Origin of the sequence: Nonlabens sp. (assembly GCF_051251825.1) — a bacterium.
Lineage (GTDB): Bacteria > Bacteroidota > Bacteroidia > Flavobacteriales > Flavobacteriaceae > Nonlabens.
The window spans coordinates 442,095-458,734 of sequence record NZ_JBPOGG010000002.1; the positions used below are offsets into that span (position 1 = coordinate 442,095).

At 37.1% G+C, this 16,640-nt stretch carries 8 protein-coding genes; 6 read left to right on the top strand and 2 right to left on the bottom strand.

Annotated features, from left to right (window positions below; all coding sequences use genetic code 11):
• From ACSHWW_RS04330 to ACSHWW_RS04355, 6 genes are all read left to right on the top strand, one after another.
• On the top strand, positions 1–561 hold the full coding sequence (locus ACSHWW_RS04330; protein ID WP_435681186.1) for an SPFH domain-containing protein: 561 nt from the start codon (positions 1–3) through the stop codon (positions 559–561).
• Positions 562–589: 28 nt separating this feature from the next.
• Positions 590–2,662, top strand: coding sequence for a flotillin family protein (locus ACSHWW_RS04335; RefSeq protein WP_435681187.1), 2,073 nt, complete (start codon positions 590–592; stop codon positions 2,660–2,662).
• A 117-nt stretch (positions 2,663–2,779) separates the two neighbouring features.
• Positions 2,780–3,382, top strand: a complete 603-nt coding sequence (locus ACSHWW_RS04340) for a transposase (RefSeq protein ID WP_435681188.1) — start codon at positions 2,780–2,782, stop codon at positions 3,380–3,382.
• A 112-nt stretch (positions 3,383–3,494) separates the two neighbouring features.
• On the top strand, positions 3,495–8,486 hold the full coding sequence (locus tag ACSHWW_RS04345; RefSeq protein WP_435681189.1) for a DNA repair ATPase: 4,992 nt from the start codon (positions 3,495–3,497) through the stop codon (positions 8,484–8,486).
• Positions 8,487–8,683: 197 nt separating this feature from the next.
• On the top strand, positions 8,684–9,628 hold the full coding sequence (locus tag ACSHWW_RS04350) for a serine hydrolase (RefSeq protein WP_435681190.1): 945 nt from the start codon (positions 8,684–8,686) through the stop codon (positions 9,626–9,628).
• Positions 9,600–12,407 carry an NTP/NDP exchange transporter gene (locus ACSHWW_RS04355; RefSeq protein WP_435681191.1) on the top strand — a complete coding sequence of 936 codons (2,808 nt, stop codon included), beginning with the start codon at positions 9,600–9,602 and terminating at the stop codon, positions 12,405–12,407. The genes ACSHWW_RS04350 and ACSHWW_RS04355 overlap by 29 nt, the downstream gene beginning before the upstream one ends.
• Here ACSHWW_RS04355 and ACSHWW_RS04360 read toward each other — a convergent pair whose 3' ends face one another.
• Both ACSHWW_RS04360 and ACSHWW_RS04365 read right to left on the bottom strand, forming a co-directional pair.
• Positions 12,408–13,700: a serine hydrolase gene (locus ACSHWW_RS04360; protein WP_435681192.1), complete on the bottom strand. Its 1,293-nt coding sequence runs from the start codon at positions 13,698–13,700 to the stop codon at positions 12,408–12,410.
• Entirely contained in the window at positions 13,700–16,615 is a 2,916-nt protein-coding gene (locus ACSHWW_RS04365) for a PEP/pyruvate-binding domain-containing protein (RefSeq protein WP_435681193.1), read from the bottom strand. The genes ACSHWW_RS04360 and ACSHWW_RS04365 overlap by 1 nt, the downstream gene beginning before the upstream one ends.
• Between the last annotated feature and the right edge of the window lie 25 nt (positions 16,616–16,640).

The window sequence follows — 16,640 nt, forward strand, 5'->3', positions numbered from 1 at the left end:
GTGGAAGGAATTTTACCCATTATCATTACCGGATTAGCCATTTTGATATTTCAGGTTTGTATGTATTTCTTGATTATTAAAATGTTCTACAAGAAAGTACGAACGGCAAAAGCTATCGTACGCAATGGTCTTGGAGGAACTAAAGTAGCTACTTCAAAAGGTATTTATATAATTCCATCATTTCATACTTATGAGATTTTGGACTTGTCTTCAAAAAGTATAAGAGTAAAACTTTTAGATGATAATAACTTGATAACAAGAGACGATCTGAGAATTGATATTAAAGCTTCATTTATGATGCGCATCAAATATGAATTAGAACAAATTAAACGAGTAAGTGAAACTATAGGAGCTACAAATGCTTCAAATTCAGAACATTTGAAAGAACTATTTTCATCAAAATTTATAGAAGCTCTTAAGACAGTGGCAAGAAAATATGAGTTTAAAGAACTATTAGACTCTCGCAGTGCGTTCCGCGATAATGTTATAGACATTATAGGAACAGATTTATATGGCTTTATTTTAGAAGATTGCGCCATTGATTATATAGAAAAACAATAAACCAAAAACAATAAACCAAACAACAACTATGGACGGAACATTAGGAATCATTGTAACAGGAGTAGGTATCTTTCTATTCCTTGTAATTGTTTACTTCGCTATCATCGCGATGTTTTACAAAAAAGTACATCAAGGCCAGGCACTCGTGCGTACCGGTTTTGGAGGTACTAAAGTCGCGACAGATAAAGGACTTTATGTCGTACCAGTTTTCCACCGTGTGGAGACTATGGATATTTCAGTGAAGAAAATCCAGATTGAGCGTATGGGCGTAGAAGGTCTTATTTGTAAAGACAACATGAGAGCCGATATAAAAGTCGCGTTTTTCGTTCGTGTGAATAATGAGGTAGAATACATCAAAAAAGTAGCGCAAACCATAGGTGTCGCTCGTGCTTCTCGTAAGGAAACACTAGAAGATCTATTTGAAGCAAAATTCTCTGAGGCATTAAAAACCGTAGGTAAGAAGTTTGAATTCATCGATCTTTATGAGGCACGTCGCGAGTTCCGTGATGAGATTGTGGACATTATCGGTACAGACTTAAACGGTTATACTTTAGAAGATTGTGCGATTGACTTCCTTGAACAAACAAGTGTTTCTCACTTAAAAGCAGATAATATTCTGGATGCAGAAGGTATCAAGAAGATTACTGAATTGACTGCCGCACAAAACATCAAGTCCAACTTGATTACACGTGATGAAGAAAAGACCATCCGCAAGCAAGATGTTGAGGCTCGTGAAGCCATTCTAGAACTGGACAAGCAACTAGCAGAAAAAGAAGAACAACAAAAACGTGAGATTGCAAACATAAGATCGCGTGAAGATGCAGAGATTCTTAAAGTAGCCGAAGAAGAACGACTCAAGTCAGAAACGGCACGTATTGCTACCACAGAAAAAGTAAAGGTTGCCGAAGAAAACATGCAACGTCAAATCATCGTAGCAGAGAAAAACAAGCAACGTACAGACGCTGTTGAGACAGAACGTGTAGAAAAAGACCGATTACTGGAAATGACCGAAAAAGAGCGCGTGGTAACACTAGCTCAAATCGAGAAAGAAAAAGTAGTTGAAGTTGAGAAAAAGAACATTCAAGACGTGATAAGAGATCGTGTGATTCTTGAAAAAGGAGTTGTTGAAGAGCAAGAAAATATGAAAGATATTGAAGCTTTCAAAACTGCTGACCGTTCTAAGCAAGTAGCCATCACAAATGCTGAGGCCAAAGCACAAGACGACTTGATACGTATCACGATTGCTGCCGAGGCTTCTAAACAAGCCGCAATTCAACAAGCTGAAGAAATTAACATCGAGGCACTTGCTCATAAAGAAGCCAGTATGAAACAAGCCGATGCTCGTAAGATCCTTGCTGAGGCAACTGCTAAGGAAGAAGCAACGGTAGGACTTTCTGAAGCACAAGTAATGCATGCTAAGGCTGAGGCTAGCGAGCGTCAGGGAATTGTAGATGCACTTATCATCCAGAAAAAGGCTGAGGCTGAAGCAAGCGGAATCACTGCAAAAGCTGAAGCAAAACGTCAAGATGGACTTGCTGAGGCAGAGGTTATCAAAGAAAAAGCCCTTGCAGACGCTGCTGGAATTGAGGAGAAAGCAAACGCTATGAAGAAACTTGATGGTGTAGGTAAAGACCACGAAGAATTCAAGCTACGTCTAGACAAAGAACTTCAAGTAGATCTTGCACAAATCAACATCCAAAAAGATATCGCAGACGCGCAAGCACAAGTGATAGGAGATGCATTGAAAGCTGCCAAGATTGACATTGTAGGTGGAGAGACTATGTTCTTTGAACAAATCATCGGTCAGATCACTAAGGCTAAAGGTTATGACAGACTCGTAAATCATTCTGAGACCGTAAGCGAAGTAAAAGATGCTATTTTAGGAAGTGATGACGTAAAAGGAAATTTACTTGATAAAGTAAAGGACTTTGCAGACAAGTACAATATCAGTTCTGAGGACATCAAGAACCTCACCATCGCAAATCTTTTGAGCAATCTACAAGGTAAATCTAAGGATGGCGACGAGCAAAACATGTTGAGCAACTTGATGAATATGGCTAAGGGAATGGGATTGAGCAACAAAAAACTCGGCAACATCTAGATCCAGTAAGGGCGGATGCGATCCGCCCAGTACTGTAAAGACGCATGCAATGCGTAAACAACACGCATGCGATGCGTCGCAAGGGCGGCGGATCGCATCCGCCATAGAGTAACAGATATGAAGCAACACAATCGTAAATCTATACGGCTCAAAGGATACGACTACACTCAAGTCGGTAGATACTTTGTGACTATAGTCACTCGAGGAAGGTTGCACCTGTTCGGTAATATAGTAGATGGTAAAATGAAGCTGAACGCGTTTGGGAAAATAGCAGCAAACGAATTGGCACATACTTTAAAACTCAGAGATAATGTTTCCTTAGGAGCATTTATGATCATGCCAGATCATGTTCACTTTGTTATACATATAGATCAACAGCCAGTACAAAAAGAATACACAGCTGAAGAGTTCGAACGTAGAGCAGGAGCCGTTGCTGGCAAACATATCAATAAACCTGGATCTCTAGGCGCAATTGTTAGAGGATATAAAGGTGCAGTGACGCGACAAGTCCTGGATAAGATAAATGAAAAATCGGATCCACCAGACAATCAACTTGCAGAGATCCACAAAGTTCTAAAAAATGCAAAAACCATATGGGTACGCAACTATAATGATGCGATCATAAAGTCTCAAAGACACTATGATAATGTAACTAAGTATATCAATGACAATCCTAAAAAGTGGGACGAGCAGCTCAAAGCAAAGCTGAAGCTGGAGTAGCAGTAGCTAGTAAGGACGGATCGCATCCGTCCACACAAAGTGGAGAGGCGCATGCGATACGCCGACAACCGGAGAGACGCATGCGATGCGTCCAAACAGATAGAGAAAACAAATGGCAGAAAAAAATACAACTAACACCACACAACTAGACTCAGGAACTTACGAGATCATCCAGAGCCGTTTGCTCAAGCAAAAAAATGACTTGCAGCAACGCCTGAGTGCTCTTAATGAAGAACGTAAAAAAGTCTTCGGTTCGCTGGAGACGCGCCTGATTGCAAACGATCGTGTGAATACAGAAAACAACTGTATCGCTCGTGATATCGTGACGATTGGCAAGTACAGCATTTTTGGTTATAACGTGCATTTTGGTCTGCGCACTGAGGTCCATTTAGGTGATGTTTTTAGTATCTATGAGTTTGATCGTGATGGTGTGGATGGTGATGCATTACGCTTTCGCGATCTGCCTGCCGGCAGGCAGGAAGCTGGTAATGGTTTAGATCTCATCACAGATCCTATCTTTCAAACCGATTTTGAAAATCTGTACAAATACTATCGCAACACGATTTTTACAAAGTTTGCGATTATGGGGAATTACCTGCACATGGTATTCCAGCTCAGTGATTCGGTTACTGATATCAAAACTTTCAAATGGTTAATTACCGATGATGGACTGCAATATGTAGATAATCGTAGTGAGCATGAATACCGTTATCCAGCGCAATATGGATTCCAATGGAAAGAAGCCGGACGTGATAATCAGCGAGCTGGTGTGCATGGACATGTATCGATATTGGACAAGGTTTTTGTAGAAACTATAGGCGGTGATTTAACCATAAAAGTTGAGGATAATACAGATGATGGTCAGGGAATTTACCGCGAAGACGTAGAACACCGCGACCAGACACTTGATGATGGTCAGTATCGTTATGCCGATTTAGGCAATCTCATCGTTCTGGAAATCAAGCCATTTCAAGAAGAGCCACGTTATTTTGTGTACAATCACAAGATTAAAGAAGTAGAGAAAATAGACAGTATTGCACAAGCTGCTGTGTTATTACCAGATGAGCAAGGAATTATTTTCCCGAGTGGCTATTACTTGCAAACTGGAGAATACAATGTATTCCCAAGCGATGCTGGAAAATTAAAATTCCAGCAAAAAATAGCATCGCCTAACGGTGAAGATCATCTGTACGTATTTTATAATCCTAATCAAGGATTGTATGTATTGATGTCTTATAACGTGATAGACCAAACGGTTAAAACACCTATCATTTGTAACGGGTTTACAATCTTGGAACAAGGTGAACTGTGTTATTTCCGTACCGAAGATGAGCAGACCAAGCATCACATGATGCAAATATGGCAAACTCCTTATTTAAAAGGAAACATCATGCCGTCTGAGCATCAAGATACGATGCTCTATAAAATAGGAAATAAGGATATTGTAAAGGCGATGGCCGAAGCAAATGAACTATTGACGCTTCTTAACAAAGAAGATAGTTATGGCGGTTTATATGACGATATCGCTCGTGCATCTAAAGATATTCTCGATGCTTATTACTGGTTGCCTGAAGAAGAAACCCAACAAATCAACTTACCACTTCTCGAAATCAACAAAGCGTCTAACGCTGCGATAGACGAGTTTGAGAAAGTCAAGCAAATGCGCAAGCAAGCGGCTGCCGACACTAAAGATATTTCTAAAAAGGCTGATGCGCTTTTCAGCAAAATAAAAAGCACTTCGTTTAAATCCATTAATGATTTTGTAGAGTTACTTACTCAGCTGCGCAGTTTGCGTGGTGAAGCGATAGGACTTTATGAAATACGCTATGTAGATACGGATTTTATCAAAGGAATTGAGGAACAAATCGTTGAACAAAACGAGTTAATCTCACGTCGCGCAGTAACTTTCTTACTGGACGATAAAGCACTAGCACCTTATCACGATGCAGTTGCCGAAAAGCAACAAGCGCTAGACGCTACTAAAAAAGTGATTGAGATTAAGAACCTTGAAAAAGAGGTCAATCAAATTGCCGAAGATCTAGAACTGCTCATAGAAATAGTTTCTAATTTAGATATTGAGGATACGTCACATTCTACAAAGATTATTGAGAATATCTCATTGATATTTGCGACTATTAATCAGGTGAAAGCTGCGATTAAAAACAAAGTAAAAACCGTAGGTAAAAAAGAAGCCCAAGCTGATTTTGCCGCACAGTTAAAGTTAATAGACCAGAGTATTATTAACTATCTGGATATTGCAAACACACCTGAAAAGTGTGATGAATTCCTCACTAAAGTTTCTATACAACTAGAAGAGCTAGAAGGAAAGTTTGCTGATTATGACGAGTATATTACTGAGATTATAGGCAAACGTGAAGAAGTTTATGCTGCCTTTGACAATCGTAAAAATAGCCTAGTAGAAGCGCGAAATAAAAAAGCGATTTCTTATCAAAACGCGGCAGAACGTATTATTAAAGGTGTTCAAAAACGAGCTCAATCTTTAGAAAGTGTAACAGAAATCAATGGTTATTTTGCCAGTGATTTGATGATTAATAAGGTGCGCGATATCGTGGCACAATTAAAAGAGCTGGACGACGCTGGAAAAGCCGAAGCTATTGAAACCGCTCTTAAAGTAGCTCGTGAAGATGCTCTGAGAAAGCTCAAGGATAAAAATGAGCTTTATGAAGATGGCGATAGTATCATTAAGTTGGGGAAACATAAATTTGGTGTTAATAAACAACAACTGGATCTTACCATTGTCTTCAAGGATAATGCGCTGTTCTACCACTTAACAGGAACCGATTTCTATCAAGAATTACATAACGAGATCCTAACGCAGTCCAAAGGAATCTGGAATCAAGAATTGGTTTCAGAGAACAAACAAGTTTATCGTGCGGCATACCTCGCCTACTCTATTTTCAAAACTGGAGATAAAGAAGCCTTGAGAATAATGAGCCCAGCAGATTTGCTTATTCATGTGCAAGAAATCGCTAGTGGTAACTATTCTGGCGGTTATGTAAAAGGAGTTCACGACCATGATGCTGCTCAAATTTTGGGCGTTTTATTGCACAAAGATCACGATTTAGGATTACTAACTTATGCGCCTCATGTACGTGCTCAAGCACAGTTTTTTTGGAATAATCTGGAAGATAAAAGACGCATCAACCTCAACCGTATTTTGAAAAGTGCTGGTGAGGTACTATCCGTTTTTCCAGACAGTAAAGAATATGACTTTATTGTTGAGGAACTGGCAAATGAGATCTATAATCGCAATGTCACGCTGAGCTTGTCGAAGCGCAGTGTTGATAGTTCTGAGTCTGTTACAAACACCGACTTCGACAAGCTCAGTCTGACAAATGGAAATGAATATCAAATCGCAAGTTATTTATTTAATGAGCTCAAGGATAACAATCATTTTACGGTAAGCACGAGCGCTATTCAGTTGAAAGAAGCATTTGAGAAGAAAATAAAAGCTCAAAATGCCGATTTGAAATTCAAGAAAAGCCTTGAAGCTTGTGAAGACGAGATCTCTAAAGTGGAACTGGTGAGGCATTGGATTGCTGCTTTCGCGAAAGCGCACTTCGACAAGCTCAGTGTGACAGAACGAAATTGGTTACCCTACATAGACGAATGCGTAGCAAAAATACTCTACGGAGAGTTAACTGCTGACAAAACCGTTGCTGTTTCACCAACTGAAAAAATAAGTAATTTAAAAGGTGCTCATCAAACGATTGAAGAAGGAGTTTTTGAATTCAATTACCATGAATTTGTAACTACTCTGGAACATTTTACTACGATCAAAGTTCCAGCTTATGATGCTTTTAGAAAAGCAAAACACGAGGTAACTGAAGAATTAAAAGAAGCCTTACGACTGGAAGAATTTAAGCCACGAGTGTTGAGTTCGTTTGTGCGTAATAAATTAATTGACCAAGTATATTTCCCATTGATAGGAGATAATCTTGCCAAACAATTAGGAACCGTAGGTGATACCAAACGTACGGACCGCATGGGATTATTGCTATTAATATCGCCTCCAGGTTATGGTAAAACCACCTTAATGGAGTACATGGCAAACAGATTGGGATTGATTTTTATGAAAATAAACGGTCCAGCGATAGGTCACGATATCACATCAGTAGATCCAGAAGCGGCGTCTAACGCAGCAACTAGAGAAGAACTTAAGAAATTAAACCTTGCTTTTGAAATGGGTGATAATGTGATGTTATATTTAGATGATATCCAACATTGTAATCCTGAGTTTTTACAAAAATTCATAAGTCTTTCTGATGGAACGCGTAAGATTGAAGGAGTTTATAATGGAAAACCGAAGACTTATGACTTGCGTAGTAAGAAGTTTTGTGTGATTATGGCCGGTAATCCATATACTGAAAGTGGTGATAAATTCCAGATCCCAGACATGCTAGCTAACCGTGCAGACATTTATAATCTAGGAGATATAATAGGAGATACGGCTCATTTATTTGAGTTTAGTCTGGTAGAAAATGCACTGACTAGCAATCCAGTATTGCAACAGTTGAGTAATAAACATTTTGATGATGTTTATGCGCTGATTGACCGAGTTCAAAATGGAGCGAGCGATAACGAATTAAAAGGAAATCACAGCAATCAAGAAATAGCCGATTATATTGCAGTACTTGAAAAGGTTTTGAAAATACGTGATACAGTTCTTAAAGTAAATGAAACCTACATCGCCAGTGCAGGAATGGAAGATGCCTATCGTACTGAACCTAGTTTTAAATTGCAAGGTTCTTATCGTGATATGAATAAATTGGTTGCCAAAGTAGTTCCTATTATGGATGATAAAGAATTACAAACACTACTATTGTCACACTATGAAAGTGAATCACAAACTCTAACCAGCGCTGCCGAAGCCAATCTTTTAAAATACAAAGAACTCGTAAAGACCATCACTCCTGAGGAACAAAAACGATGGGAAGACATCAAAGTGATTTTTGCAAAAAACAACAAACTCAACGGCCTAGGCGGACAGAATCAAATGTCTCAAGTATTGAGTCAGATGATGGATTTTACCGAAAATCTAGAAGGAATTAAAGAGGTGTTGCGGAAAGGGTTGTCGAAGTAGACACTGTTGGTTTTTCTAACATTTTAACACCGCAGCTACTTAATTGACATTGTAAAAACTTTAAAATCATCGTACAACTCAATATAATTGACCTAATTGTTAAAGTACTGGTTATAAAACGTTAAAGGCAATAATTAATGTACTTTTGGCGTTCTTATTGTTTATATTATAGTTGAACTCAAAATTTAAATAACTTTATGCTTTTAAAAGTGTCTACTTTATTACTCGTTCTTTTTACTTGTGTTGTTGACACAACTGAACGACCTCTACTAAATCTCGAAAATGCCAATCAAGAGGTTAGTACTTATCAAGACGCGATGCTTCAATTAAATCTTCAGGAGCAAATTTATTCTAATAAGAGATGGAAAAATTTAATAGATAATAAGCAATTGTCTGTGAGTCTAGTGGACTTATCAAATGATAATGTGAGGTATGCTAGCATCAATGGTGATTATATGATGTATGCAGCAAGTATGCCTAAAGTTGCCGTATTATATACAGCTATGGATGCCATAGAAAAAGGAGAATTAAAATACACACAAGAGGTTAAAACAGATATGTGGTTGATGATATCCAAATCAAATAATGCCGCATCTACTAGAATGATCGATAGAGTTGGGTTTCAACGTATAGAAGATTTAATGTGTGACTCTTCAAATCCATTTTATGATCAACATGGCAATGGTGGTCTATGGGTAGGAAAACGATATGCCGCTCAAGGAAAAAGAAACCCAGAACCTATACGTGGACTTAGTCATGCAGCTACTACCGAATCGGTTGCTAAACTTTACTACCAAATGGCAACTGGACAATTAATCAACAATAGACGTAGTAATGAAATGTTATCTTATTTAAAGGATCCTAGTCTACATCATAAATTTGTAAATACACTAGATCAAATTGCTCCAGACGCCGATTTGTACAGAAAAAGTGGTTCATGGAAGAACTGGCATTGTGATAGTGTGATTGTATGGGATGATGAGAGAAAAAAACATTACATTCTTGTAGCGATGGTTCAATCTCCAAATGGAGAAAAAATTATAAGAAATTTAGTAAAGCCTGCTGAAGTAGCACTAGGCAAAACACCTATCTTGCTGCAAGACATAAATTCAGTTGAAACAGTTAAGCCAGCTCATATCTAAAATATTTGATATTAAAAAAAAGGAGTTATCCATCGCTTTATGGATGCAACTATACCTTTTTCTTATCATCGGTGCATTATTAGTAGTTAAACCTACTATTAATGCACTTTTTTTATCCACTGCTGGAGCAGACGATTTATCCTTTGCTTTTATATTGACGGCTATTATCGCCGTAATAATTTCTTTTTCTTACCATAAACTTCTTGAAAGGTTTAGTCTCAAACTGATTATAAAATCGACGCTGTGGTTTTTTGCCATCTGCTTTTTTCTCATCGGTATTTTAGTCTTACTGAATGTTTCCAATATATTTTTAGTTTATACTTTCTACTTATTTGTTGGGATCTATGCTTTATTAGTTACCTCTCAGTTTTGGGTACTTGCAAACGTAGTATTCAACATTAGAGAAGCTAAACGATTATTTGGGTTTATAGGAGCTGGTGGAATAGCTGGCGGAATAGCTGGTGGATATCTCACCTCTATACTTGTTCCATGGACTGGAAATGGTCTATTGATTATTATGGCGAGTTTAATGATACTCAGTTGTTCTTTTATATATCGCAAAATCAGAAAATTAAGCCATAAAGGAAAAGTCAAGTTTGATGTGCGTAAGAGAGAAGAAGTTTCTAAAACACCTTCCATACAACTAATTCTAGATTCTAAACATCTTACTTATCTCGCAGGAGTAATAGGTATAGGCGTCATTGTAGCAAAGCTGGTAGATTATGAATTTAGTTATCTAGCAAGTGAAAGAATTAAAGACCCTATGGAGCTGGCTTCTTTCTTTGGGTTCTGGTTCAGTACATTTAATATTATCTCACTGGCTTTGCAATTGCTGGTTACTAAGAAATTTTTAGAACACTTCAATGTTGATACTAACTTAATGATTTTACCTGTAGGTATCATTGCTTGTGCTTTATTACTGTTTTTAGTCCCTGAACTATGGCTAGTAGTGATTTTAAAGGGTTTAGATGGCAGTCTTAAACAATCACTACACAAAAGCGCCCTAGAACTTCTAGCGTTACCTATTCCTAGTGATATAAAGAATAAAACCAAAACTTTTATAGATGTAGTTGTGGATAGTCTAGCAACTGGTATGGCAGGTTTAATTATCATTTTTGTGATTAAAGGACTGGATTTGCCTAACTATGTTATTACAATTTCTATTGTAGTACTTTCTATAGTCTGGATTGCACTTGTCTTCAAGGTAAAAGGTACCTATTTAAGCATTTTCAAGCACAGCATTGAAAAACGAGAAAAACTTCAGAAGGTTAAAACTAATTATGCGACTTTATTGAGTAACATGAAAATTATTTTTGAAACTGGTGGCTCTGAAGACATTATTACTATGTTGAACAAAATACCTGACCTCGACGCTACGGCCATAAAAAATCAAGTAGTGGACTTACTTAACCATCCTGATGACAAAGTAAAAGCTGCAGTGATTAATAATATAGATTATGTGAGCACAAAACCTATAGCAGAAATTCAAGATTTTATTTATAACGAGAATGACGCGTTAATTAATGCGTCAATGAGATACCTGTTGCGACATGAGGATATCTCTTATCAGTTTTTTGAAAATTATTTAGATGATGAAGACGAATCCATTTCTACAGCTGCACTACTAGCACTTGCTCAAGTATCTCAAGATAATCCTTTACTTGCAGAGAAATATAATCTAGGTTTAAGGATAGAGTTGTTTTCAAATGAAATTATCGGAAACGAATTGCAAACCATAGAGATGTGCAGACTAATTGAGGTTCTAGGTTATGCCTCTACTGATAATTATAATCCTATAATTAAGAAATTTCTAAACCATCCGAATATTAAACTACAAAGTGCAGCGATAAAAGCAGCTGGTCACACAAAAGACTTTGAGTTTCTATCCTTACTTCTAGGTCATTTAAATAATGAAAATCTTAGAAAACCATTATTTAAATCTATTAAGAAATTTGGAAATCGTTCTATTGAACTGATTGAACAATCATTTCATAAAAAGAATATTAATTCAAAACATCAAGTTGTTCTTTTAAACTTATTGAATCACTTAAAAACTAAAAAAGCAACTCGTTCTTTACTTAAACTAGCCCAGTTATGTGATATTTCAGTTAAAAAGCAGTCGTTTGAAATGCTCTTTGGCTTAAGGAAACAGGAGTCGAAGTCACTTTTAAAAAAGAAAAAATTGATGCAACTTATCGATAAAGAATCCAATTTATACAAGGATTTGATAAGAAGCTATTGGTCCATAAAAGTGCTACAGCGATCCATTGAAACGACTGAAGGGATCGTTTCGTTGCCAGAAAAAAACACTTTAGAAAAATTATTGAACTCCATTGATCAATGCATTACCGACCAACTAGAAATCATCTTCCATTTACTTTCTCAACAATACAATCCCGAAGATGTATTTGTCGCTTATAAAGGAATGACGAGTGAGGAAACTGTCTCAAGATTGCATGCCATGGAATACCTCAACGGCATACTGAGTAGGAACCTTAAAAATCTTTTATTTCCTTTATTTGAACTAGAATCAAGTACAATTAATAGTGACTCTTTTGAGTTTCAAGAGAAAATTAAACTATTTGATAGAACAAGATTGATTGGCAAGCTATTACTCATTCCTGAGAAAGCAGTTTTAGAGTCTACCGTACAATATCTAGATTTTAAAAATGAAAAAATAAGCGTCAGTATATTATCTAATCTGCCACCATATAGGGCTAAAGTAGTGTCTCAAGCAATTCAGTCATTTCATCAACGTAAAAAGAACAAAATAGCTTAATTAATCATTACTAGGATCAACATAATCCTCTGATGGAGCAGTAGGCGTATTAATAGCACGTATTTTTTTATCAATAGCAGTCGCTAGATACATATGTGCTCCCGCCGAATTTTTACTCAACACATTGCTCATTAAGCACACGATATAATTAGTGCCATCTTCATGTTCTACCATGATGATGCTATTCATATAATTATATCGATTTCCCATGTATTTACCACAAGGCGTAGATTTAGACTTGTCGCAACTGTATAAACTGCCCGATTTAAAATACACTGCCGCATTATTCAATTGTGGACTTTGAGCATAACGTATTCTACGATCTGTCATGTATAATAATTTTTTAATCTCTAAGCTACTTTCCTCATCAATAACGCATCCTTGCTCTAATTTAAGCATGTATTTCATCAATCCTTTAGGAGTTCCTATACTTCCACCTTTACTACCTACATAACGATCAGGTCCATTTGTGAAAAAACTACCTAATCTCCATTCATTATGAGCGATTCCTAAATCTCTCAAAGGATCATTTACTAGATTAATTGCAATGTCAGTAAGCTCTGATTTATTTGCATTGTCAAAATAATCATCTGCCTGTTGCTGTGTGAGGCCAAAATAATCATCTCCAAAAACACGCATCAATAATGCTTCTCTCCACACAATACTCGCTGCACCATTATTACTTACGCTCAGCATATGATCCATCCATTCATACAGACTAAATTCATCATTAAAAACAACAGTGCGTTTTACTAACTTATCTGTTTCAATATTTACAAAAGGAACTGTGTGATGATCGTAAAGACCCCAGTTTCCCGACTTCACCACTTTATTGCGCATTAAATTTTGACGTATACTCCAGTCTTCTGGACACAAATTACGTAGCTCATTAAAAAACGCTGTTGCAACCGCAATCTTACCAACACTACCTGGTTGAAAACCTGAATTCTCATTTAATTCAGCATACTTAGGATTATCGGTGTCAGTAATATCCATGACTGTGATTCCGTATCCTGAACTGTTTGGGAATAAACGCATCATACTTTTCTGAAAGTCTTGATCAACTTTCATTAAGGAATCCACTGGCTTTGTTGCTTCACATAACCACAAGTTGATCTCATCACTCATTTTAAAAGAACCAGGCTTTAAATAATACTCCACTAGAGAACTATCTAGCGTCTTTTCCAGCCTTTTGAGTCGTTTAATACCTGTAGATTTATAGCCATCTATAGGATACAGTAATGTGAGGACAAGAATTAATGATATGGAAACACTATATTTTAATACGTTCATTATAAGGCAATTTGTTTATTTAAAAGTAACTCTACTCCATAGTCCGTTTGTTGATCCATCTTTAGTAAATAACTATTTGTAATGGCGTTATTATTCTCCACAAATGGTCTTATTTGGAATAAGAATAATTGGTCATCTTTAAAACCTAGTTCAATGTCCCAAGCTCCAGTATAACTACCATCCTTAGAGCCAGGCATGGTTTCATGAGCTTTTTGGGCAAATTCTCTTATCTCTTTCAAGTTTTCAGGAGTTAGTATAGACTTATTAAAATTTACAAACTCCATAACTGAGCCACCAGTAACAGGCAGTTTGCGTTGTTTACTTTCTCTCGCTGGTGCAATTAAACTTCCATTTCCTTCTTGATCGATTATAAAAGTTTCAGCACTCTGACCATCTACGGCGCCACCAGCGCCACGACTCATTGCTATGGTTACACTGTTTTGATCTTGTTTTACAAAATCCTTTGTAATGAGAACACCGCTATAATCCACATCAATCGTAGGAATGACAAGAATAGATGGATATACGTTTTCTGGATTTTCTAGATATGCCTGTCGCCATTTGAAACTACGATCTGTATACGGACTTGCCCATACATCGCGTATACCTTTCATGATTTTCACTTCATCAACCACGTTAAAAACTGTTAGGTTTAATCCTGCTCCAGTGAACTCTTCAAGATCTTCCATATTTGTGTCGCTTCTCAAAAACACGGGAACTTTACCTAGATCATTACCGAGTATTTTTTTGAAATCCTTTTTTAAATCCAGTACAAATTCTTCTTTTAAAGGCATTACTTCTATCGCCTTACGCAGTATTGATAATTGCTGGAGCTGGTATTGTTCTACTTCTTCATGGCTAGAACCGTTAGCTTTTAATTGTCTCGCTTTCGCGAAAGCGGACTCCAAAAAATCCCAGTAACTACCTTCACTTCCTGGCATGGATTGAGACATGTGGTCCTTAAAAACTCCAAAAGGTATGATGATACCATTCACTACTTGTTCAGGAAAAAGCTGTTTTAACTGGCCTAAATTTGCAGCTTTGGGTCCACAAAGCACTCCGCTATCTTTACTATTAACACTAGCCATATCAATAGGCTTTATTATTTCTAGTCGAAGTTTCTCTTCAGATATTCTTATGGTTTTCTTTTCTTTTTGCTGCTGTTTATTAAAAAGAGAGTTCTCTTCATCATTCATCTCACTTGCTGGTTTTATAACTACCGCACCACGATCGCTCACTGCATAGAAAACTTGCTTACCATGATATTCTTTTAAATCAACTAGATTTTCTACGCTTATAGCACTATTAGGAATTCCTAAATTACGTGCGAGTAATTGTACGTGTGAAACTAAATTCCCTTCAGAAACTGTTGCTATTCCAGAAACTGGCTTCAAATCACTAGGTGGATGATCAAAAACATAGATTTTATTAGGATCTACGGTCATACCTTCTGCATTACCAGTAACTACGACCAGTTCTCCTTGTGCATATCCAGGATTGAGACCTCTTACAGTACTAGAATTAGTTAATACTGGAACATAAGTAGAACTACCTAATTGCCTAGAAATTAAACCCGAAAACTCACCGATCGAGGATCCTAATGGTAATAGTAGCGAACTGCGTATGCGGTCGTCATAAAACCCATAAGCTAGTGGTTCAAATCCTGTATAATCCTCCACTACATCTCCATAAATACTCGTAACCATTCCTGTTCCCCATGAAACCTGATTGCGAGCCACATTTATAAAATCCATTAACTGATTTGCCGTCATCGTCTTATTTGATTCCACTAATAACTGATCTTCCACAGCATCCCATTCCCATTGCTCCACGTATCCCGCCGAGGCAAGTGCTTCACTTAAAGCGTGAATTTTATCCATGTGTTCTCTTATCGTAGCTGGTTCCCATTGAGAAGCCTTCTGAAAAATAAGTTCTTCTAATCGCAAACTTAATTCAAGCGCACTGGTGCGACGAGTTCCTCGATTATCCTCAAGTATATTAGTGCGTATGTCACACATCAAACCTGATGTTGCTGGAATGATAATAGCAGGATCAGATTCTTGAGCGTAGGTTTTTGAAAACCAATCTGTTTGTTGCTTGATATAGCTTTCATCTTTCCAGTCTGCAACGAGCTTTACTAGTTCAGCGACGCTCACTGGCTTGAAAAACTCTGTCATATCTGCTTGAAGTTTTTCAAAATCTTGTAAAGTGTTCTCATTAAGCCTAGACTTATTATTCTCTACCCAATTACTTACATCTATAATATCTTTAGCCTCTGGATTTCCATGTATTTTAATGCGTATATCCATAAATTTAGGATACTTGTCTGCAATAATTTTACTTACACTTCTTATCTCTTGTGCTAGGTTAGTGTCTCCATCATGTGGTAAGTCTCTCAGGCTTTCTCGAGTTAAGAAAAAGTCTCTTTCCATGATTTCATTGCTGGACAGAATGGTATAGTAAAATTTACGTCCCCATTCTTCCTCATCTTCTATTTGTTTTGCGCCTCGATAGAATTTAGATTTTTCTTGGATCCATCCATTATCTACGCTTTCAAGGTAGCGCTGTAATTGATACTGTTTTAAACGGCTATGATTAAAAGGAGCGTCCCAAAAACCCCAAATATCATTGGACGCTAAGATTTCGCCTAGATAGACATGCCTTTTTTTTGCCAGTTGCATGACTTCGGTTTTATAGCTTGCATGTTGAATACCACCACCTAAGGAATCAGGACAAGGATCTTTAGCTGCTCTTATGGACCCATCTTCACAAAACCAGTTGATTTCTTTATAGGGTCCGCGATCAAGCTCTCTGTATGATTTTATGAGACTTGCTATTTTTGTATCACTGTGCTCTTGCGCATTTAGAGCATAAGAAAACATTAAAATAAATAACAATAAATGTTTAACCTTCATGGTGCTATTTTTACTCAAAGGTAAA

Excerpts from the sequence above, each read along its gene's own strand:
- ACSHWW_RS04335 (WP_435681187.1), top strand. The coding sequence starts at position 590 with ATGGACGGAACATTAGGAATCATTGTAACAGGAGTAGGTATCTTTCTA.
- ACSHWW_RS04340 (WP_435681188.1), top strand. The coding sequence starts at position 2,780 with ATGAAGCAACACAATCGTAAATCTATACGGCTCAAAGGATACGACTAC.
- ACSHWW_RS04345 (WP_435681189.1), top strand. The coding sequence starts at position 3,495 with ATGGCAGAAAAAAATACAACTAACACCACACAACTAGACTCAGGAACT.
- ACSHWW_RS04350 (WP_435681190.1), top strand. The coding sequence starts at position 8,684 with ATGCTTTTAAAAGTGTCTACTTTATTACTCGTTCTTTTTACTTGTGTT.
- ACSHWW_RS04360 (WP_435681192.1), bottom strand. The coding sequence starts at position 13,700 with ATGAACGTATTAAAATATAGTGTTTCCATATCATTAATTCTTGTCCTC.
- ACSHWW_RS04365 (WP_435681193.1), bottom strand. The coding sequence starts at position 16,615 with ATGAAGGTTAAACATTTATTGTTATTTATTTTAATGTTTTCTTATGCT.